Below are 19,535 nucleotides of genomic sequence, written 5' to 3'. Positions count from 1 at the left end.
ACCGTACGGTTGACGCTACATATCAGTAAACGTAATATCGCCGCGTGACTGCCATGCGAGAACCCACGTTCCTCGTCCTCACCGCGCTCGCCGCCGGCCCGCTCCACGGCTACGGCGTGATCCAGGAGGTCAGCGCCCTGTCGCAGGGCGAGACGGTGCTGGGCGCCGGCACCCTGTACGGCGCCCTCGACCGGCTGGCCGAACAGGGCCTGGTCGCCGTCGACCGGGAGGAGGCCGTCGACGGCCGCCTGCGCCGCTACTACCGCCTCACCGACGAGGGCGCGGGTGCGCTGGCCGCCGAGGTGGCCCGGTTGCGGCGCAACACCTCCGCGGCCGAGGCCCGGCTCCGCGGTCGCCCCACCACCGGCATCGCGTTCGGAGCCCAGGCATGACGGCCGCCGGTGAGATGGGCGCCGGCGAGTTGGGCGGCGCGGAGTTGGGCGGCGCGAAGATGCGCGGCGGTGAGATGAGCGGCGGCGGGGCCACCGGCGAGGCCGTCGGCGGGGCCGGCCGTGGGGTCAGCGGCGGGGTCACCGGCGGGACCCTCCGCGGCGGGACCGGTGCCGACCTGCGGGCGGGCGCACTGGAGCGCCGCTACCGGCGACTGCTCCTCGCCTACCCGCGGGCCTACCGGCGGCGCCACGGCGCCGAGATCCTCACCACGCTCATGGACGCCGCCGGGCCCGGCCGCGACCGCCCCGCCGGCCGCGAGGTCCGCAACCTGCTCGCCGGCGGCCTGCGGCAACGGTTCCGGCTCCCCGTCGGCCGGACGATGATCGCCGTCGCCGTGCTGTCGGCGCTCGTCGTCGGCGCGCTGGGCAGTGCGGCCGGGTCGGCGTTGGGCTGGGCCACCGCACCCGCGCTCCCGACCGATTCCACCCTGGGCAGGGTCGTCGGCGTGGCCCTCGGGCAGCCGGCCCACCAGGACATCGAGGGTGACGGCCAGCTCTTCGGCCTGCGGCAACGGGCCATGATGGGCATGGTCGTCCCGGTCGGCTGGAGCGCCGACGAGGCCCGGGCACGCCTGGCGGCGGAGGGTTGGCGGGTCGGTCCGATCCAGACCCGCGAGACCACCGTCCACTACGCCGACGACGGCACCACCCTTCCGGCCGACACCCTCACCTTCGTCGCCGTGCGGGACGGCACCGAGATCATGGTGACCGGCGTGATGGAGCGCCGGTACTCGCCGCAGGTGATGGTGATGGTGCAGCAGACCGAGCCCTGGTCGGTGCTACCGCTGACGCTCGCCGGCCTGATCGCGGGTCTGCTCGCAGGCTGGCTGCTCGCCGCCCGGATCGGTTACCGGGTGCGCCGGTTGTCGGCGTGGCGCCAGATGCCGCCGGTGACCGCCGCGACGGTCGCGGCCGCGGCGCTCGGCCTGTCGGCCCTGACGACCTTCCGGGCCGTCGGCGCGATGGTGACGGACGCGGCCGGCACCGACCCCCTGAGCCCGGACCGGTTCGGGTCGTTCCCCGCGTTCTCGGCGTACTACTTCGACTCGTCCGTGGACCCCGTTGCGCTCACCGGGTTCGGCGCGCTGGCGTTGCTCCTGGTGCTCGCGTACGCCGTCCCCGCGGAAACGGAACCGGCCCGCATTAGGGGGTGAACCCGGATCCCCGGGGGAACCCGAGGGCCTACCGTACGCAGCGTGACACTCATCACCACCAGTGCGCTGACCAAGCGCTATCCGGGCGGGGTGACCGCGCTCGACGGTCTCACCGTCGCGGTGGACCCGGGGATCGTGGCGCTCGTCGGCGCCAACGGAGCGGGCAAATCCACCTTCATCAAGATTCTTCTCGGCCTGCTGCCGCCCACCGACGGGAGCACCACCGTCCTCGGGCTCGATCCGGCGGAGAAGAGCGCGGAGATCCGTAGCCGGGTCGGTTACATGCCGGAGCACGACTGCCTCCCACCCGAGCAGTCGGCCGCCGAACTGGTGACCCACCTGGGCCGGATGAGCGGCCTGCCGCGCACCGCCGCCCGCGAGCGGGCCTCCGAGGCGCTGCGCCACGTCGGGCTGTACGAGGAGCGGTACCGGCAGATCGGCGGCTACTCCACCGGCATGAAACAGCGGGTCAAGCTGGCGCAGGCGCTGGTGCACGACCCGGACCTGCTGCTGCTCGACGAGCCGACCAACGGCCTCGACCCGGCCGGCCGGGAGGCGATGCTGGAGCTCATCCACCGCATCGGCACCGAGTTCGGCATCAGCATCGTGGTCTGCTCGCACCTGCTCGGCGAGGTCGAGCGGATCTGCACGGCGCTCATCGCGATCGACGGCGGCCGGCTGCTGCGGTCGGGCACGATGGCGGCCGCGACGACCGTCCGCGACGTTCTGGTCGTCGAGGTCGACGAGGGCACGGCCGAGCTCGAGGCCGCGCTCCGGGAGCGCGGTTTCTCGGTGACGCGGGACGCGCGGACGCTGCTCGTCAACTCGCCCGGCGGCGCCGACGAGGCGGCGGCCGACGCCGCGGCCGACGACACCGCCGACGCGATCGTGGCGGCGGTCGCCGACCTGGAACTGCCGCTGCATCGGCTCGACCGGCAGCGCCGCCGCCTGTCCGAACTGTTCGCGACCGAACCTGCCCGGGAGAAGGCCAGTGTCTGAATCGACCACGGGTGTCATCCACGACATCGGCTACCAGCGTTACACCGGTGCCCGCCTCGGCCGAAGTTACCGCGCCCGCAGCCTCTACACGCACAGCCTGCGCACCGCGTTCGGCCTCGGTCGGGGGTTCAAGGCCAAGCTGTTCCCGTGGGCGGTCGTCGCGATCGTGACGCTGGCGGCGACGTTCATCGCGGCGCTGGAGTCGCAGAGCGGCGAGCAGCTCAGCACCTATCCGGAGTTCGTCGACGCGATGGGCTTCGTGGTGATGCTCCTGCTCGCCTCGGTGGCGCCGGAACTGCTCACCCGCGACCTGCGGGCGCGCGTGCTCGTCCTCTACTTCGCCCGGCCGGTCCGCCGCGACGACTACGTGATGATCAAGTACGCGGCCCTGGTCAGCGCGGTGTTCCTGCTGCTCGGCGGGCCGCAACTGATCATGTTCCTCGGTGACGCGTTCAGCGTCGACGGCGTGGGCGACTTCCGCCGCGCGGTCACCGACCTGCTCGGCGGCTGGCTGTACACGTTGCTGTTCGCGCTGGTCATGTCCGCGGTGGCGCTGATGATCTCGTCGTTCACGCCGCGCCGGGCGTTCGCGGCCGGCGGCATCGTGGCGGTGTTCATGGTGACGATTCCGGTGGCCGGCGCACTGTCGGTGCTCAGCGGGACGCCCGGCCACCTGGCCGGCCTGGTCAACCCGGCCTGGGTGGTGTCCGGCGTGGGTGCCTGGCTCGCCCACCACGAGTCGCCGGTCGACATCGGAAACACCGGCCCGGTGTACGCGGTGACGGCGGTCGTGATCGTCGCCGCCTGCCTCGCTGTGCTGCTGGCGCGCTACCGGAGGGTCGAGCAATGAGCATCGAAGTCGTCAACGTGTCGACGTGGTACGGCGACGTCGTCGCGGTCAACGACGTGACGATGAGCCTCGGCGCGGGCGTCACCGGCCTGCTCGGACCGAACGGGGCCGGCAAGACCACCCTGCTGCACATGATGGCGGGCTTCCTGCCGCCGTCGAAGGGCGAGATCACGGTGTCGGGCCAGCCGGCGTGGCGCAACCCGGACGTGTACCGGCACCTCGGGCTGGTCACCGAGAAGGAGGCCGTGCACGGGTTCCTCACCGGCGCCGAGTTCGTGCTCGCCAGCGCGAAGCTGCACCGCCTCGCCGATCCGAAAAGGGCGGCTGAGAAGGCCCTGAACCTCGTGGAACTCGGCGACCCGCGGAACCGCAGGATCTCGACGTACTCGAAGGGCATGCGCCAGCGCGTCCGGCTCGCCGCCGCGCTCGTGCACGAGCCGTCGGTGCTGCTGCTCGACGAGCCGTTCAACGGTCTCGACCCGCGCCAGCGGATGCAGATGATGGACCTGCTGCACCGGATGGGCGACGAGGGCCGCGTGGTGCTGTTCAGCTCGCACATCCTCGAAGAGGTGGAGCAGGTCTCGGGCACCGTGCAGGTGATGGTGTCGGGGCGGCTGGCCGCGTCGGGCGACTTCCGCACGATCCGCCGGCTGATGACGAACCGGCCGCACGTGTTCAGCGTCAACACCAGCGACGACCGGCGGCTCGCCCAGGTGCTCATCGGGGCGCCGTGGGTGCGCGGCGTCGAGGTGGAACCGGCCGGCCTGGTGGTACAGGCCGCCGACTACGGCGCGTTCACCCGCGCGCTGCCCGGCATCGTGCGCCGCGAAGGCCTGCGCCTGCACCGTCTGCGGCCAGCCGACGAGTCCCTCGAAAGCGTCTTCTCGTACCTGGTGGGAGCCTCATGAACCCGACCATCGCCCGGATCACGGCCCGGGGGCTGCTCGGCCGTCGCCGGTTCCTGATCCTGCTCCTGCTGCCGGTGCTGCTCGTCGGGCTCACCGTTCTCTTCGGCGCGCTGGCGCCCGACTACAAGAACGAGTGGGTGCCGACGGTGCTCGGCGGGCTCGGGTTCAACGTGGTGGTGCCGCTGATCGCGCTGATCGTGGGCACCGGCGCGCTGGGCTCGGAGATCGACGACGGCACGCTCGCGCACATCCTGGCCAAGCCGCTGCCGCGTCGGGAGATCATCCTGACCAAACTCGTGGTCGCGGTGGTCTCGACGCTCGCGGTGGTGGTTCCGGCGATGTTCGTGGCGGGGACGCTCGCAGACGGCGTCCGGCTGGGTACGGGACTCGCGGTCGGCTCGGCCGTGGCGTCGGTCGCCTACTGCGCGATCTTCCTGGCGGTCAGCCTGCTCAGCGCCCGTCCCACGCTGGTGGGGCTGGCGTACATCCTGCTCTGGGAGGGCATGCTCACCGGGTTCATCAGCGGTACGGCGGTGCTGTCGGTGACGCAGTACGGCGTCGCGATCGCCGACAAGGTCGCCGGGTCCGCCCTGATCACGGGCCGGCTCAACGTCGCGGTCGCCGCGATTCTGGCCGGCGTCGCCGTGGTCGGTGCGACCACGCTGGCCGTGGACCGCCTGAAGTCCTACCGGCTGGCCGGCGAAACCGGCTGATCGGCAGCGGCCGGCGCCGGCCTGTTCCGTAGCCAGCGCAGGGCCATCGGGACCAGCAGCGCGGTGATCAGGGCGCTCACCAGGATGCCTCCGCGGGCGCCGGCCGTGGCGACCAGCGGGCCGCCGACCGCGAGGCCGAGCGGCATCGCGACCGTCACCATGGCGCCCCACAGGGTGAACACCGGCTGCTGGTCCTCCGTGCGGAGCAGGCTCTGCAACAGCGTGTAGGCGACGGCCAGGAACGGACCGTAGATGGCCCCGCCCAGCGCCAGGCCGGCGCCGGCCACCCACAGGTTCGGCGACACGGCGACCACGGCGGCGCAGCAGGCCCAGCCGCCGATGATCGCGACCAGCAGCAGTTGCGGCCGGATCCGGCGGAACTGGTTGGTCAGCAGCGCACCGACCAGCGCGCCGACGCCGAAGCAGGTCCACAGCGCGCCGTAGGCGCCGCCGTCGCCACGGAGTTCGCCGGTGACGAGCAGCGGCAGCGCCACCTCGACCGGACCGTAGAACAGGTCGAACAGGAACACGACCAGCGCCAGCCGTACCACCACCGGCGCCCGCCGCATGATCGCCCATCCGGACGAGGCGCGGCCGGGCTCCTCGGCGGGCGCGGCCACCTTCTTCGGGACGGCCACCGCGGCGGCCGCCAGCAGCGCCACGTACGACACGCCGACGATCAGCAGCAGCAGGTCGGTGCCGAACACGGTGACCAGCACCCCGCCCAGCGCCGGCCCGACGACGTACAGCGCGAGGTTGTCGGTGGTGCCGATCAGCCCGTTGACGGCCAGCCGCCCGTCCTCCTCGACCATCCCGGTGGCGGCCAGCCGGCGGGCGCTCGCCGAGAGCAGGCGCAGCAGCGACGCCACGAGCAACCCGCCCAGCAGCACCGGCAGCGTCAGCGTGCCGGCCAGCGCGAGCGCGCCGAGCAGCGCGTACACGACGACGTGCAGCGTCGAGTCGGCCAGCATGACCAGCCGCGGGTCGAACCGGCGCTTCCCGAGCCCGTAGAACAGGCTCAGCCCCATCGGCGCGAGGTACGGCGCGCCGGTGATCACGGCGATCGCCACCGCCGCGGGCATCCGGCCGTGCAGTTCGAGGGCGAGCAGCGGGAGGCCGACGAACGTCATGCCGTCGCCCATCTTCGACACCACGTCGCCGGAGAGCAGGGTGGCCAGCCGGCGGTCGCGGAGCACCTGGCGGTAGGAGAGGGGCGGCGTTCCGGTGGTGAGATCGGCGGTCACGGGGGAAGGTTGCCACCCCAACCGCGCTTGAGGTCAACCCGAATTCGGCTTGCGGGTGACGAAGATCGCGGTGCCGGGGAACAGCCGCCCCCGCAGCGGGCTCCACTGGCCCCAGATCCGGTCGTGCCCCGCCGGCCACTCCGGCTCGATGATGTCCAGCAGCGTGAACCCGGCCGCCACCAGTTCGCGGACCCGGTCGCCGACGGTCCGGTGCTGCTCGACGTAGGTGGGCTCGCCGTGCTCGTCCTCCTCGACGTACAGGCGCCGGTCGAAGTACGAGTGGACGGCCACCAGCCCGCCCTCGCCGGGATCGTCGAGGAAGATCCAGCGCATCGGATGGGTGACCGAGAACACCCAGCGCCCGCCGGGCCGGAGCACCCGGAACACCTCCCGCATGACGCGCTCCGAGTCGGCGACGAAGGGGATGGCGCCGAAGGCGGTGAAGGCGATGTCGAAGTGACCCGCCCCGAACGGCAGCTCTGACGCGTCACCCTGGATCAACGGTGCCCGTATCCCCGTCTTTTCATTCAGGACCGACGCGTGCCGCAACATGCCGGCGGACAGATCCATCGCGACCGGCCGGGCACCCTGCGTGACCAACCACCGTGAGCCGGCCGCCGCGCCGCAACCGACCTCCAGGACGCGCCGCCCCCGGACGTCGCCGAGCAGCCCGGCGGTGGCCTCCCGCAGCCCCTCCGGACACCAGAGGAGATCGGAATCACCGAGAAACTCCCCGTGTTCGGCCAGGTAACTGTCGGCGTCGGCGTCCCACCAGCGGCGGTTGGCGCGGCTGCTCTCGGCGGGGGAGACGGGGCGGCGGGCGACCCCGGGTTCGGTCATGCGGGCCACGGTACGGGAGTGCACAGCTGTTACCTGGGAGCGTTGGACCTTGTGGTATTGCGCACGGTAGGCTGTTCGATGCACATGTGGGCCTGCGTGCCTCGGTAGGGAGCAGGTTCGCGGTCGTCAGACAATCCGCGCCTTTCTCCGTGATTCGCGTACTTGCCCGGCGGCGGGGTCCACGCGCGCGCCCAGTCTTACAGACGCCACCATCCGACCGGAGCAACAGCCCACATGACGAGCAGCATCGAGGCCACCTCGAGCGCCACCCGCAACAAGGTCACCGTCGACGACATCGGTTCTGATGAGGACTTCCTCAAGGCCATCGACGAGACCATCAAGTACTTCAACGACGGCGACATCGTCGAAGGAACCGTCGTCAAGGTCGATCGGGACGAGGTCCTGCTCGACATCGGCTACAAGACCGAAGGGGTCATCCCCTCTCGTGAGTTGTCGATCAAGCACGATGTCGATCCCGCTGAGGTTGTGTCGGTCGGCGACCACATCGAGGCCCTCGTCCTCCAGAAGGAGGACAAGGAAGGCCGTCTGATCCTGTCCAAGAAGCGCGCGCAGTACGAGCGGGCGTGGGGCACGATCGAAAAGATCAAGGACGAGGACGGCGTCGTCCGGGGCTCCGTCATCGAGGTGGTCAAGGGCGGTCTCATCCTCGACATCGGGCTGCGCGGCTTCCTGCCCGCGTCGCTGGTCGAGATGCGCCGGGTGCGCGACCTGCAGCCCTACGTGGGGCGGGAACTCGACGCCAAGATCATCGAGCTGGACAAGAACCGCAACAACGTGGTCCTGTCCCGCCGCGCCTACCTGGAGCAGACCCAGAGCGAGGTGCGTACCGAGTTCCTCCACAAGCTGCAGAAGGGCCAGGTCCGCAAGGGCCAGGTCTCCTCGATCGTCAACTTCGGCGCGTTCGTCGACCTCGGTGGGGTCGACGGTCTGGTGCACGTGTCGGAACTGTCCTGGAAGCACATCGACCACCCGTCCGAGGTCGTCGAGGTGGGCCAGGAGGTCGAGGTCGAGGTTCTCGACGTCGACCTGGACCGTGAGCGGGTCTCCCTGTCGCTGAAGGCGACGCAGGAGGACCCGTGGCGTCAGTTCGCCCGCACGCACGCCATCCAGCAGATCGTGCCGGGCAAGGTCACCAAGCTCGTTCCGTTCGGTGCGTTCGTCCGGGTCGACGACGGCATCGAGGGCCTGGTGCACATCTCCGAACTGGCCGAGCGGCACGTGGAGATCCCGGAGCAGGTCGTGCAGGTCGGCTCCGAGGTCATGGTCAAGGTCATCGACATCGACCTGGAGCGCCGGCGGATCTCGCTGTCGCTCAAGCAGGCGAACGAGGGCTTCGTGGAGGGCGAGGAGCACTTCGACCCGACCCTCTACGGCATGACCGCCACGTACGACAACGAGGGCAACTACATCTACCCCGAGGGCTTCGACCCGGAGACGGGTGAGTGGCTCGACGGGTACGACAAGCAGCGCGAGGAGTGGGAGCGGCAGTACGCCGAGGCCCGCACCCGGTGGGAGGCCCACACCAAGCAGGTGCAGACCGCCCGCGCCGCCGACATCCCCGAGGCCCCGGCCGCCGGCGGAGCCGCGCCGGCGAGCAGTGGCGGCGGTGGCACGTCCACCTCGTCCTCGCGCAGCTCGACCGGCGCCGAGGAGCCGTCCGGCACGCTGGCCACCGACGAGGCGCTCGCCGCCCTTCGGGAGAAGCTGGCCGGTGGCAAGTAAGTAGCACCACGCTCTGTTGCAGATCCGCCCCCGTCGCACCCGCGGCGGGGGCGGTTCGCTATCGCGGGAGGCTTCTGTGCTGGTCGGACTGACGGGCGGGATCGGGGCGGGGAAGTCGGCCGTCGCGTCCCTACTGGCGTCGCACGGGGCGGTGATCGTCGACGCCGACACGGTGGCCCGGGAGGTCGTCGCGCCGGGGACCGAGGGGCTGGCCGCGGTGGTGGCGGCGTTCGGTGCCGCGGTGCTGCGTCCCGACGGTGCGCTCGACCGGCCGGCGCTGGGGCGGGTCGTGTTCGGCGACGAGGCGGCGCGCCGCCGGCTGGAGGGGATCACCCATCCGCTGATCCGGGCCCGGACCGCCGAGCTCATCATGGCCGCGCCGGCGGGGTCGGTGGTGGTCAACGACGTGCCGTTGCTGGTCGAGGGCGGGCTGGCCGCCATGTTCGAGCTGGTGATCATCGTGTTCGCGCCGCTGGAGGTGCGGATCGGGCGGCTCGCGGAGACCCGCGGGATGAGCCGGGCGGAGGCCGAGTCGCGGATCGCGGCGCAGGCCACCGACGAGCAGCGCCGGGCGGTGGCCGACGTGGCGATCGAGAACGACGGAACGCTCGACGACCTGCGGGAACAGGTCGACGAGGTGTGGCGGAGGATCGCGTCAGGCGAGAAGTTCCGCTAGCTGACCGAGGTCGGTGAGCCGCACGTCGCCGTCGAGGCCCTTGAGGGCGGCGGTGACCGCGCCGGCGGCGCGACCCGCGGCGAGCCCGGGCTCGGAGTCCTCCACGACGAGGCAGCGTTCCGGTGCGACGCCCAGCCGCTTCGCGGCCAGCAGGAAGCCCTCCGGGTCGGGCTTGCCGGCGCTGATGTCCTCGACGGTCACCAGCAGCGGCGCGACGATGCCGGCGGCGCCCAGCCGGGCCTCCGCCAGCCGCACGTCGGCGCTGGTGACCACGGCCCACGGCAGGTTCCGCCTCGTGAGGACGGCCAGCAGGTCCTCGACGCCGGCCAGCGCGGTGACGCCGGTGAGATCGTCGTACTGGAGCTCCAGTTGCCGGGTGGCGGCCCGGTCGACCGCGTCGTCGGTGGCGTCGGCGAACATCTTCCGGACGGTGCTGTCGGCCGGGCTGCCGTGCGCGATCGCCAGCACCGCGGCGGCGTCGACGCCGAACTCGGCCGCCCAGGTGGTCCAGGCCCGTTCCACGGCGGCGTCGGAGTCGACCAGGGTGCCGTCCATGTCGAGCAGGACAGCCTCGATGTCCGAAAGTTCAAGGCGAAGATCCACGGGCCAAACGTACCCGGGCCGCGCCCGCGGAGGCGGGCGCATTAAACAGAGTGAGGCGCTCGCGGGTGCCGGGGCGCTGCTCAAGGCGCCGCCGCACGGGTTGCGCTCACCGGCCTTGCCGGCCGAGGCTGCTAACCCGGCGCCGAAGGGTCCGGCCGGATCGATCATTTCAATCTAGCCGGGCCTACCTTCCGGTCGGCCACCCGCGAGCGGCCTACCCCCAAAACGGTAGCTTCATGATCTTGGTAAGACAATCGTGTATCGAAGCTGATCATGGCTGGGAGGGCCTGCACCCGAAGTTGTCACACCCCGGGGTTACGGTGGTTGGCATGTCGCTCGACATCCCGCGCCTCGACGGCGAGCTTCGCGTCGTCAGTGATTACCAACCGTCCGGAGACCAGCCGGCCGCCATCTCCGAGCTGGCCCGGCGCCTCCGCGCGGGCGAGAAACACGTGGTGCTGCTGGGCGCTACGGGTACGGGTAAGAGCGCCACCACGGCATGGCTGGTCGAGAAGATGCAGCGCCCGGCGCTGGTGCTCGCGCCGAACAAGACCCTGGCCGCCCAGCTGGCCAAGGAGTTCCGGGAGCTGATGCCGCACAACGCGGTCGAGTACTTCGTCAGCTACTACGACTACTACCAGCCCGAGGCCTACATCCCGCAGACCGACACCTACATCGAGAAGGACTCGTCGGTCAACGAGGAGGTCGAGCGGCTGCGGCACTCCGCGACGATGAGCCTGCTCACCCGGCGCGACGTGATCGTCGTGGCCACCGTGTCGGCGATCTACGGCCTGGGCACGCCCGCCGAGTACCTCGACCGGTCGGTCCGCCTGGAGGTCGGCAAGGAGATCGAGCGCGACAAGCTGCTGCGCCGCCTGGTCGAGATCCAGTACGCGCGCAACGACCTCGCGTTCAACCGGGGCACGTTCCGGGTCCGGGGCGACACGCTGGAGATCATCCCGGCGTACGAGGAGCTGGCGATCCGCATCGAGTTCTTCGGCGACGAGATCGAGCGGCTGGCCTACCTGCACCCGCTCACCGGCGACGAGATCCGCGAGGTCCCGCAGCTGCTCATCTTCCCGGCCAGCCACTACGCGGCCGGTCCCGAGCGGATGGAGCGGGCGATCAAGGCCATCGAGGTCGAGCTCGAGGAGCGGCTGGCCGAGCTCGACCGGCAGGGTGCCCTGCTGGAGTCGCAGCGGCTGCGCATGCGCACCACGTACGACATCGAGATGATGCGCCAGGTCGGGTTCTGCTCCGGCATCGAGAACTACTCGCGCCACATCGACGGGCGGGAGGCCGGCAGCGCGCCGCACTGCCTGCTCGACTACTTCCCCGACGACTTCATCACGGTGATCGACGAGTCGCACGTCACCGTCCCGCAGGTGGGCGGCATGTACGAGGGCGACGCGTCGCGCAAGCGCACGCTGGTCGAGCACGGGTTCCGGCTGCCCAGCGCGATGGACAACCGGCCGCTGCGGTTCGACGAGTTCGTCGAGCGGGTCGGCCAGAGCGTCTACCTGTCGGCGACGCCGGGCAACTACGAGCTGCAGAAGACCGGCGGTGAGTTCGTCGAGCAGGTCATCCGGCCCACGAACCTGGTCGACCCGGAGGTCGTGGTCAAGCCCACCAAGGGCCAGATCGACGACCTGATGCACGAGATCGGGCTGCGTACGGGGCGCAACGAGCGGGTGCTCGTCACCACGCTGACCAAGAAGATGTCCGAAGACCTCACCGACTACCTGCTCGAACACGGCATCAAGGTGCGGTACCTGCACTCCGAGGTCGACACGTTGCGCCGGGTCGAGCTGCTGCGCGAGCTGCGCAGCGGGGAGTTCGACGTGCTCGTCGGCATCAACCTGCTCCGGGAGGGTCTCGACCTGCCCGAGGTGTCGCTGGTGGCGATCCTCGACGCCGACAAGGAGGGCTTCCTCCGGTCGGGCACGTCGCTGATCCAGACGATCGGTCGCGCGGCGCGGAACGTGTCCGGCCAGGTGATCATGTACGCCGACAAGATGACCCCGTCGATGTCGTTGGCGATCGACGAGACGAACCGGCGGCGGGCCAAGCAGGAGGCGCACAACAAGGAGCACGGCATCGACCCGACGCCGCTGCGCAAGAAGATCGGCGACATCCTCGACGACATCTACCGCGAGGCCGACGACACCGAGGGTGCGATCGGCGGGCACGGCCCCGGCGGGGCGATCGTCGGTGGCGGCGGCCGGCAGATGAGCCGCGGCAAGGCACCCGTTCCGGAGACCCGCAGCCGGGCCCGCACCGCGACACCGACGCCGGCCCGTGCCGGCATGGCCAGGGCTGAACTGGCCACGCTCATCCAGGACCTCAACGACCAGATGCTCGGCGCCGCCCGCGAACTCCAGTTCGAGGTGGCCGCCCGCATCCGCGACGAGGTCAAGGAACTGAAGAAGGAACTCCGCGCGATGGACGTCGCCGGAGTTAAGTAGCAGCAGTCAAGTAGCGGCAGGCACGAGGCAGTTCGGCCGTCGACCGCCCCACACGTGGGTGCGGTCTGCGGTAGCGTCCGCGCGTCCATCAAACACCGCGCTCCGGGGGGATATCCATGACGTTCAACGAGCACCTGGAAACGTTCGCCGGGTTTCCGGTCGTCGAGTTCGACGCCGGGAACGTGCCGGACGTGGTCGATCCCGGCGTCGTCGCCTGGCGGCTGTCGGTGGATTACGAAGACGAGCCGGAGGTGTTCCTCGCGGCGCTCGACGCCCTGATCGCGGCGTTCGGGCCGGCCGTCGCCGCGCTCGTGATCGGGCAGTGGGGCACGGCGTACGAAGACCCGCCGCCGGTCGAGGAGATCGTGGCCCGGGCGGGTTCGCTGCCGAACCTGGAGGCGTTGTTCGTCGGCGAGATGACGTTCGAGGAGTGCGAGGTCTCCTGGATCGGGCAGGACGACGTGTCGAAGTTCCTCACCGCCTTCCCGCGCATCACCCACCTGTCGAACCGGGGCAGCACCGGCTTCTCCGCCGTCAGCAGCCCGGTGCTGCAGTCGCTGGTGCTGGAGAGCGGCGGGCTGCCGGCGTCCACGGTCCGCGGGGTCGGTGCCAGCGACCTGCCGGCGCTCATCTACCTCGAACTCTGGCTCGGCACCGAGGGGTACGGCGGCGACAGCGGCGTCGAGGACCTCGCCGAGATCCTCGGCGGCGCCCGCCTGCCGAGCCTGCGCTACCTCGGGCTCCGCAACGCCGAGCACGCCGACGCCGTGGCGGCCGTCGTGGCGAGCGCGCCCGTCGTGGCCCGGTTGGAGGTGCTCGACCTGTCGATGGGCACGCTCGGCGACGACGGCGCCCGGGCGTTGCTCGGCGGCCAGCCGCTCACCCACCTGCGGCGGCTCGACCTGCACCGGCACTACCTGTCCGAGGAGATGATGGCGCGCGTCGTCGCCGAACTGCCCGGCGTCGAGGTCGACCTGGGCGATCGGCAGAAGGACACCCGCGACCGGTACGTCTCGGTAGGGGAGTAGCGGTGGCGTTCTACAGCCGGGTCGAGCACTTCGCCGGTTGCCGGGTGGAGGACTACGACGTCCGGACGGCCGGGAAGGTCGCCGATCCGGCGGCGGTGGCGTGGCGGGTGTGTTGGGAGTACGCGGGTGGGCCGGCGGAGTTCGCCGCGGAACTCGACCGCTTCGTCGCCGAGTTCGGTGCGGTGGCCACCGCGCTGGTGATCGGCGAGTGGGGCGGCGCGAACCACCACCCACCGCCGGTCGACGTCCTGGCCGAGCGCGCGGCCGGCCTGCCGAACCTGCGGGCGCTGTTCGTCGGCGACATCACGATCGACGAGTGCGAGGTGTCCTGGCTGCAGACCGCCGATCCGGCCCCGTTGCTGGCCGCCTACCCCGGGCTGACCCACCTGCGGGTCCGCGGCAGCACCGGGTTCAGCCCGGTGACCCACGCCGAGCTGCGGGTGCTGGAGCTGGAGAGCGGCGGGCTGCCGGCCGAGACGGTCCGCGCGATCGGCGCGAGCGACCTGCCCCGGCTCGAACGGCTGGAGCTGTGGCTGGGCGATCCGCGGTACGGGGGCGACGCCACCGTCGACGACCTGGCTGAGATCCTCGGCGGCGCCCGGTTGCCGGCGCTCACCGACCTCGGCCTGCGCAACGCCTGGGACGCCGACGCGCTGGCCGCCGCGGTCGCCACGGCTCCGGTGGTGGCCCGGCTGGCACACCTCGACCTGTCGATGGGCGCGGTCGGCGACGACGGCGTGCGGGCGCTGCTCGCCGGCCAGCCGCTCACCCACCTGGCCACGCTGAACCTCCGGCACCACTTCGTCTCGCCGGAACTGGCCGCCCGGATCACCGCCGCCCTGCCCGGCGTCGCGGTCGACCTCGAGGAACGCCAGGCCGAGTACGAGGGCGACCGGTACGTCGCCGTCGGCGAGTAGGGGAGCGGGCATGAGGTTCGTCGACCACCCGGACGGCTTCGGCGGGCTGCTGGTCCGCACGTTCGATCCGGCCGAGCCGGTCGACCCGGCCGACACCGACTACGCCTGGCGGCTGGAGCTCGACTACGACGACGGCCCCGACACGTTCCGGGGGCTGCTCGACACGTTCCTGGAGACGGTCGGCGTCGACAACGTCGCCGCCCTGATCGTCGGCCAGTGGGGCGGCGCGGCGTACGACGAGAAGCTGCCGGTGCCGATGCTGGCCGAGAAGCTCGCCCCGTTGCCGAACCTGCGCGCGCTGTTCCTCGGCGACATGGTCCCGGAGGAGTGCGAGATCTCCTGGATCCAGCACGACGACCTCACGCCGTTGCTGGAGGCGCTGCCGCGGCTGGAGATCCTCACCGTGCGGGGCGGCGAGGGCCTGCGCCTGCGGCCCGTGCGGCACGAGGGCCTGCGCCAGCTGACGTTCGAGAGCGGCGGCCTGCCGGCCGCGGTGGTGCGCGCGGTCGGCGCCTCCGACCTGCCGAACCTGTGGTTCCTGGAGCTGTGGCTCGGCACCGGGAACTACGGTGGTGACACCACCGTGGCCGACCTCGCCGACCTGCTCGGCGGATCGCGGCTGCCCGCGCTGACGTCCCTGGGCCTGCAGAACTCCGAGATCGCCGACGACGTCGCGGCGGCGGTGGCCGGTGCCCCGGTCGTGGCCCGGCTGACGACGCTCGACCTGTCGATGGGGGTGCTCACCGACCGCGGCGCGGCCGCCCTGCTCGCCGGGCAGCCGCTGACCCACCTCGACGAGCTGGACCTGTGGCACCACTACATGTCCACCGAGATGATGGAGCGCATCGTCGCCGAGCTGCCCGGGGTGGCGGTCGACGTCGACGAGCAGATGCACGACGACGAAGACGACCGCTGGATCGCGGTGAGCGAGTAGAGGTGGCAGCGGTGCGACTGGCGGTGGTCACGAACCCGGGCGGGCGGCGGGCGAGGCTGTTCGCCGACGCCGTGCGGGCGGCCGGGCTGCCGCCGGCGGTGGAGATCCCGTGGCGGCGGCTCGCGGCCGGTGAGACGCCCGGGATCCCGCGCGGCGCGCTGGTGCGGATCGACTCGCCCGACGGTGACGCCGAGGTCGACCGGTTGCTCCGCGGCGACGCCGAGCCGGCGGAGCACGGCGAGATCCGGTCGGGGGAGGCCTGGTACGCCGGGTTCACGAAGGCGTTGGAGAGACTCGGCGGCACGCTGCTCAACGACCCGGCCGAACTGGCCGTGCTGTTCGACAAGCGGCGGTGCCACGCCGTCCTGACGAGCGCGGGGGTGCCGGTGCCGGAGGCGGCTCCACCGCTGTCCGGCTACGCCGACCTGCGCGGGGAGATGTGGGGCGCCGGCTGGAGCCGGGTGTTCATCAAGCCGCCGCACGGGTCGTCGGCGTCCGGGGTGATCGCGTTCGAACAGGCCGGACGGCGGTTGGTGGCCACCACGTCGGTCGAGGTGTCCGGCGGGCGGCTCTACAACTCGCTCACCGTGCGCCGGTACACCGACGAGGCGACGGTGCGGTACATCGTCGACCGGTTGGGGCCGCTGCACGTGGAGCGCTGGTACCCGAAGGCCGGTCTGGGCGGGCGCACGGTCGACCTGCGCGTGGTCGTGATCGGCGGCGAGCCGACCCACGTGGTGGTGCGGGCCAGCCGGCACCCGATGACCAACCTGCACCTGGGCGCCCAGCGGGGTGACGTCGCGGCGGTGCGGCGGGCCGCGGGCGAGGAGCAGTGGGCGGCGGCGATGGAGACCTGTGCCCGCGCCGCCGCGCAGTTCCCCGGCTGCCTGCAGGTGGGCGTCGACCTCATGTTCGCCAGCAATTGGCGGCGGCACGCGGTCGCCGAGGTCAACGCGTTCGGCGACCTGCTGCCGGGGCTGCTCAACGAGCACGGGCGGGACACGTACGCCGAGCAGGTGCACAGGTTGGTGGCGCGATGCTGAAGGATGTCGTCGGCACCCACGACATGCTGTTCATGACGCTCGACACGCTGCGGTACGACGTCGCGGCGCGGCTGCTCGACGAGGGACGCACTCCGAACCTGGCCGCCCTGCTGCCCGGAAACCGGTGGGAGAAAAGGCATTCGCCGGCGACCTTCACCTACGCGGCGCACCACGCGTTCTTCGCCGGTTTCCTGCCCACGCCGCCCGGTCCCGGGCCGCACCCGCGCCCGTTCGCGGCCCGGTTTCCGGGCAGTGAGTCCACTGTGGACGGTACGTGGGTGTTCGACGCGCCCGACATCGTCACCGCGTTCGCCGACGCCGGCTACCGCACCGTGTGCCTCGGCGGGGTGGGCTTCTTCAATCTGCGCTCGCCGTTGGGGCGGGTGCTGCCGTCGCTGTTCCACGAGGCGTACTGGGAGCCTGCCTACGGCGTCACCGAAAAGCACTGCCTCGAAGCGCAACTCGCGCGGCTCGAAGCCGCGCTCGCCGCGACGCCGCCCGCCCTGCCCGTGTTCGTGTTCCTGAACGTGGCGGCGTTGCACCAGCCGAACCGGCATTACCTCGAGGGCGCCGACGCCGACTCGATCGAGTCGCACGCCGCGGCGCTGGAGTACGTCGATCGGCAGATTCCGCGCCTGGTCACGGCGATGACGTCGCGGAACCGGCCGTGCGCGGCGATCGTGTGCTCCGACCACGGCACCGCGTACGGCGAGGACGGCCTCACCGGACACCGCGTCGCGCACGAAGTCGTGTGGACGGTGCCGTATGCGGAAATGATGCTGTGATGCTGGGCTCGCCGTACCAGGGCTACCTCTACGCGTACCCGCACAAGACCGCGTACCGGCCGTTGCGGCCGCGGCCGGCGCTGCGTGACGTGTGGGCGGGCGAGGACACGCGCGCCCTGTTCTGCTACGTGCACGTGCCGTTCTGCGAGATGCGGTGCGGGTTCTGCAACCTGTTCACCCGCGCCAACCCGCCGGCCGAGCAGGTGTCGGCATACCTGGCGCAACTCACGGTGCAGGCGGAACGGGTGCGCGACGCGCTGCCCGGCGGCACCGAGTTCGCCCGGGTCGCGATCGGCGGCGGCACGCCTACCTACCTCACCGCGCCGGAACTGGAGCGGCTGTTCGACGTCGTCGACGGGTTCACCGGCGGGGCGCGGGTGCCGCTCGGCGTGGAGACGTCGCCGGCCACGGCCACCCCCGACCGGCTCGCGGTGCTCGCGGCGCGGGGCGTCACGCGGGTCAGCATCGGCGTCCAGTCGTTCCTCGACGACGAGGCGCACCGGGCCGGGCGGCCGCAACGCCGCGCGGAGGTCGACCGCGCGCTCGCCGCGATCCGCGCGAGCGCCGTCGACACGCTCAACCTCGACCTCATCTACGGCATCCCCGGCCAGACGGCCGCGACCTGGGAGTACTCGCTGGCCACGGCGCTGTCGTGGCGGCCGGAGGAGCTCTACCTCTATCCGTTGTACGTGCGGCCGCTCACCGGTCTCGGCCGTCGTGGTGCCGCGGAAGATCCTTTATGGGACGCCGAGCGGCTCGCCCTGTACCGCCGAGCGGTCGAGGTGCTGGCGGGTGCCGGCTACCGGCAGGAGTCGATGCGCATGTTCCGGTTGGCGTCGGCGCCGGTCCTCGACGGGCCGGAGTACTGCTGCCAGGACGACGGCATGGTGGGGCTCGGCTGCGGCGCGCGCTCGTACACCACCGGGCTGCACTACTCGTTCGACTACGCGGTGGGCATCGGGCAGGTGCGCGCCATCATCGACGACTACCTCGGCCGGCCGGCCACCGACTTCGACGTCGCCGAGTACGGCTTCGCCCTCGACGCGCTCGAACAGCGCCGGCGGTGGCTCCTGAAGTCGTTGTTACGGGTCGGCGGCGTGCGCCGGGCCGGGTACGCCGCGCGCTTCGGGTCCACAGTGGACGACGACTTCCCGCAGTTGGTATCGCTCGCCGAATCCGGTTTTCTGGATGCGAACGCGTTGCGCCTCACCGCCGACGGGCTGGCGTACTCGGACGCGATCGGGCCGTGGCTGGTGTCGCCGGGCGTGCGGGCGGCGATGGCCGGGTACGCGACGCGATGAAACTGTCCATCCTGTACCGCGGGCCGCTGGCGTCGTGCAACTACGACTGCCCGTACTGCCCGTTCGCGAAGAGGCGCGACCCGCCGGAGGCGCTGCGCGCCGACCGGGCGGCCCTCGACCGGTTCGTCGGGTGGCTCGCCGCGGAGCGCGGCACGGAGATCTCCGTGCTGTTCACGCCGTGGGGCGAGGGTCTGTCCCGATCGTGGTACCGCGAAGCGATCGTGCGGCTGTCACACCTGCCGCACGTGGAGCGGGTCGCCATCCAGACGAACCTGGCCGCGCGGCCCGGGTTCCTGGCCGCGGCCTCGCCGGCGAAGGTGGCGTTGTGGTGCACGTACCACCCGGGCGAGGTGACGCGGTCGGCGTTCCTGGAACGGTGTCGCGAGGTGGCCGGGCTGGGCGTGCGCTATTCGGTGGGCGTGGTCGGGCTGCCCGAGCACCTCGACGAGGCGCGGGCGCTGCGGCGCGACCTGCCCGACGAGGTGTACCTGTGGGTCAACGCGGCCGACGGCCGCTCGTACGACGCCGCGGCGGAGGCCGACTGGACGGCGATCGACCCGCACTTCGGGTTCAGCGTGCGTCCGCACCAGAGCCTGGGCGCCGACTGCCGCACCGGTGACACGGTGGTGTCGGTCGACGGCGACGGGACGGTGCGCCGCTGCCACTTCGTCCGCGACCCGATCGGCAACCTGTACGACGGCTCCTGGCGGGCCGGCCTGCGTCCCCGCCCCTGCCCCAACACCACCTGCGACTGCCACATCGGCTACGTGCACCTGCGCACGCTGCCCCTGTACGACGTCTTCGCGGGCGGCGTCCTGGAGCGGATCGCCGCGCTTCGTTGAGCCCTGCGGGGGACAGGAAATGTCGTAGGTCATCGATA

At 71.6% G+C, this 19,535-nt stretch carries 18 protein-coding genes and 1 pseudogene; 16 read left to right on the top strand and 3 right to left on the bottom strand.

What is annotated here, in order from left to right; all coding sequences use genetic code 11:
- The first annotated feature begins 53 nt into the window (after positions 1–53).
- The 6 genes from Vau01_RS28790 to Vau01_RS28765 are packed head-to-tail and all read left to right on the top strand — an operon-like array spanning position 54 to position 5,076.
- Entirely contained in the window at positions 54–392 is a 339-nt protein-coding gene (locus Vau01_RS28790; protein ID WP_203999122.1) for a PadR family transcriptional regulator, read from the top strand.
- A complete protein-coding gene (locus tag Vau01_RS28785; protein WP_203998744.1) occupies positions 389–1,606 on the top strand; it encodes a hypothetical protein in 1,218 nt (405 codons plus the stop codon). Before Vau01_RS28790 ends, Vau01_RS28785 begins: the two co-directional genes overlap by 4 nt.
- A gap of 42 nt (positions 1,607–1,648) precedes the next feature.
- A complete protein-coding gene (locus Vau01_RS28780) occupies positions 1,649–2,605 on the top strand; it encodes an ABC transporter ATP-binding protein (RefSeq protein WP_203998742.1) in 957 nt (318 codons plus the stop codon).
- Positions 2,598–3,455 carry an ABC transporter permease gene (locus tag Vau01_RS28775; protein ID WP_203998740.1) on the top strand — a complete coding sequence of 286 codons (858 nt, stop codon included), beginning with the start codon at positions 2,598–2,600 and terminating at the stop codon, positions 3,453–3,455. The genes Vau01_RS28780 and Vau01_RS28775 overlap by 8 nt, the downstream gene beginning before the upstream one ends.
- Positions 3,452–4,363, top strand: coding sequence for an ABC transporter ATP-binding protein (locus tag Vau01_RS28770; RefSeq protein ID WP_203998736.1), 912 nt, complete (start codon positions 3,452–3,454; stop codon positions 4,361–4,363). The genes Vau01_RS28775 and Vau01_RS28770 overlap by 4 nt, the downstream gene beginning before the upstream one ends.
- Positions 4,360–5,076, top strand: coding sequence for an ABC transporter permease subunit (locus Vau01_RS28765; protein ID WP_203998733.1), 717 nt, complete (start codon positions 4,360–4,362; stop codon positions 5,074–5,076). The genes Vau01_RS28770 and Vau01_RS28765 overlap by 4 nt, the downstream gene beginning before the upstream one ends.
- On the opposite strand, the gene Vau01_RS28760 is transcribed toward Vau01_RS28765, so the two are convergent.
- Positions 5,049–6,320: an MFS transporter gene (locus Vau01_RS28760; protein ID WP_203998730.1), complete on the bottom strand. Its 1,272-nt coding sequence runs from the start codon at positions 6,318–6,320 to the stop codon at positions 5,049–5,051. The two genes, Vau01_RS28765 and Vau01_RS28760, sit on opposite strands and share 28 nt — an antisense overlap.
- Before the next feature lie 33 nt (positions 6,321–6,353).
- Positions 6,354–7,160, bottom strand: a complete 807-nt coding sequence (locus Vau01_RS28755; RefSeq protein WP_203998727.1) for a class I SAM-dependent methyltransferase — start codon at positions 7,158–7,160, stop codon at positions 6,354–6,356.
- A 234-nt stretch (positions 7,161–7,394) separates the two neighbouring features.
- Here Vau01_RS28755 and rpsA point away from each other — a divergent pair, with 234 nt between their 5' ends.
- Both rpsA and coaE read left to right on the top strand, forming a co-directional pair.
- Entirely contained in the window at positions 7,395–8,903 is a 1,509-nt protein-coding gene (gene rpsA / locus Vau01_RS28750) for a 30S ribosomal protein S1 (RefSeq protein WP_203998724.1), read from the top strand.
- Between the two features lie 76 nt (positions 8,904–8,979).
- Positions 8,980–9,546, top strand: a pseudogene (coaE, locus tag Vau01_RS28745) (dephospho-CoA kinase); the annotation flags it as partial.
- A gap of 12 nt (positions 9,547–9,558) precedes the next feature.
- Here the strand turns inward: coaE and Vau01_RS28740 are convergent.
- Complete coding sequence (locus Vau01_RS28740) at positions 9,559–10,182, bottom strand: HAD-IA family hydrolase (RefSeq protein WP_239151927.1); 624 nt, start codon at positions 10,180–10,182, stop codon at positions 9,559–9,561.
- 329 nt (positions 10,183–10,511) lie between these two features.
- Here Vau01_RS28740 and uvrB point away from each other — a divergent pair, with 329 nt between their 5' ends.
- The 8 genes from uvrB (at position 10,512) to Vau01_RS28700 (ending at position 19,497) form a co-directional block, all read left to right on the top strand.
- On the top strand, positions 10,512–12,647 hold the full coding sequence (gene uvrB / locus Vau01_RS28735; protein ID WP_203998715.1) for an excinuclease ABC subunit UvrB: 2,136 nt from the start codon (positions 10,512–10,514) through the stop codon (positions 12,645–12,647).
- A 116-nt stretch (positions 12,648–12,763) separates the two neighbouring features.
- Positions 12,764–13,675: an STM4015 family protein gene (locus Vau01_RS28730; RefSeq protein WP_203998713.1), complete on the top strand. Its 912-nt coding sequence runs from the start codon at positions 12,764–12,766 to the stop codon at positions 13,673–13,675.
- 2 nt (positions 13,676–13,677) lie between these two features.
- Complete coding sequence (locus Vau01_RS28725) at positions 13,678–14,592, top strand: STM4015 family protein (RefSeq protein ID WP_203998711.1); 915 nt, start codon at positions 13,678–13,680, stop codon at positions 14,590–14,592.
- A 10-nt stretch (positions 14,593–14,602) separates the two neighbouring features.
- Positions 14,603–15,526, top strand: coding sequence for an STM4015 family protein (locus tag Vau01_RS28720; RefSeq protein WP_203998709.1), 924 nt, complete (start codon positions 14,603–14,605; stop codon positions 15,524–15,526).
- Positions 15,527–15,537: 11 nt separating this feature from the next.
- Positions 15,538–16,569: an STM4014 family protein gene (locus Vau01_RS28715; RefSeq protein WP_203998707.1), complete on the top strand. Its 1,032-nt coding sequence runs from the start codon at positions 15,538–15,540 to the stop codon at positions 16,567–16,569.
- Positions 16,563–17,354, top strand: coding sequence for an STM4013/SEN3800 family hydrolase (locus tag Vau01_RS28710; RefSeq protein WP_239151926.1), 792 nt, complete (start codon positions 16,563–16,565; stop codon positions 17,352–17,354). The genes Vau01_RS28715 and Vau01_RS28710 overlap by 7 nt, the downstream gene beginning before the upstream one ends.
- Positions 17,354–18,655, top strand: coding sequence for an STM4012 family radical SAM protein (locus Vau01_RS28705; protein ID WP_203998705.1), 1,302 nt, complete (start codon positions 17,354–17,356; stop codon positions 18,653–18,655). The genes Vau01_RS28710 and Vau01_RS28705 overlap by 1 nt, the downstream gene beginning before the upstream one ends.
- A complete protein-coding gene (locus Vau01_RS28700) occupies positions 18,652–19,497 on the top strand; it encodes an STM4011 family radical SAM protein (RefSeq protein WP_203998703.1) in 846 nt (281 codons plus the stop codon). The genes Vau01_RS28705 and Vau01_RS28700 overlap by 4 nt, the downstream gene beginning before the upstream one ends.
- The last annotated feature ends 38 nt before the right edge of the window (positions 19,498–19,535 follow it).

This window comes from Virgisporangium aurantiacum, from assembly GCF_016863635.1.
Taxonomy (GTDB): domain Bacteria; phylum Actinomycetota; class Actinomycetes; order Mycobacteriales; family Micromonosporaceae; genus Virgisporangium; species Virgisporangium aurantiacum.
Note: the sequence above shows the minus strand (reverse complement) of the source record. Positions and strands in the feature narration are given on the sequence as shown.

Bases quoted from the DNA above. Each gene is read 5' to 3' on its own strand.
- Vau01_RS28790 (WP_203999122.1), top strand. From the start codon at position 54: ATGCGAGAACCCACGTTCCTCGTCCTCACCGCGCTCGCCGCCGGCCCG.
- Vau01_RS28785 (WP_203998744.1), top strand. From the start codon at position 389: ATGACGGCCGCCGGTGAGATGGGCGCCGGCGAGTTGGGCGGCGCGGAG.
- Vau01_RS28770 (WP_203998736.1), top strand. From the start codon at position 3,452: ATGAGCATCGAAGTCGTCAACGTGTCGACGTGGTACGGCGACGTCGTC.
- Vau01_RS28765 (WP_203998733.1), top strand. From the start codon at position 4,360: ATGAACCCGACCATCGCCCGGATCACGGCCCGGGGGCTGCTCGGCCGT.
- Vau01_RS28755 (WP_203998727.1), bottom strand. From the start codon at position 7,160: ATGACCGAACCCGGGGTCGCCCGCCGCCCCGTCTCCCCCGCCGAGAGC.
- rpsA (WP_203998724.1), top strand. From the start codon at position 7,395: ATGACGAGCAGCATCGAGGCCACCTCGAGCGCCACCCGCAACAAGGTC.
- uvrB (WP_203998715.1), top strand. From the start codon at position 10,512: ATGTCGCTCGACATCCCGCGCCTCGACGGCGAGCTTCGCGTCGTCAGT.
- Vau01_RS28730 (WP_203998713.1), top strand. From the start codon at position 12,764: ATGACGTTCAACGAGCACCTGGAAACGTTCGCCGGGTTTCCGGTCGTC.
- Vau01_RS28720 (WP_203998709.1), top strand. From the start codon at position 14,603: ATGAGGTTCGTCGACCACCCGGACGGCTTCGGCGGGCTGCTGGTCCGC.
- Vau01_RS28710 (WP_239151926.1), top strand. From the start codon at position 16,563: ATGCTGAAGGATGTCGTCGGCACCCACGACATGCTGTTCATGACGCTC.
- Vau01_RS28705 (WP_203998705.1), top strand. From the start codon at position 17,354: ATGCTGGGCTCGCCGTACCAGGGCTACCTCTACGCGTACCCGCACAAG.
- Vau01_RS28700 (WP_203998703.1), top strand. From the start codon at position 18,652: ATGAAACTGTCCATCCTGTACCGCGGGCCGCTGGCGTCGTGCAACTAC.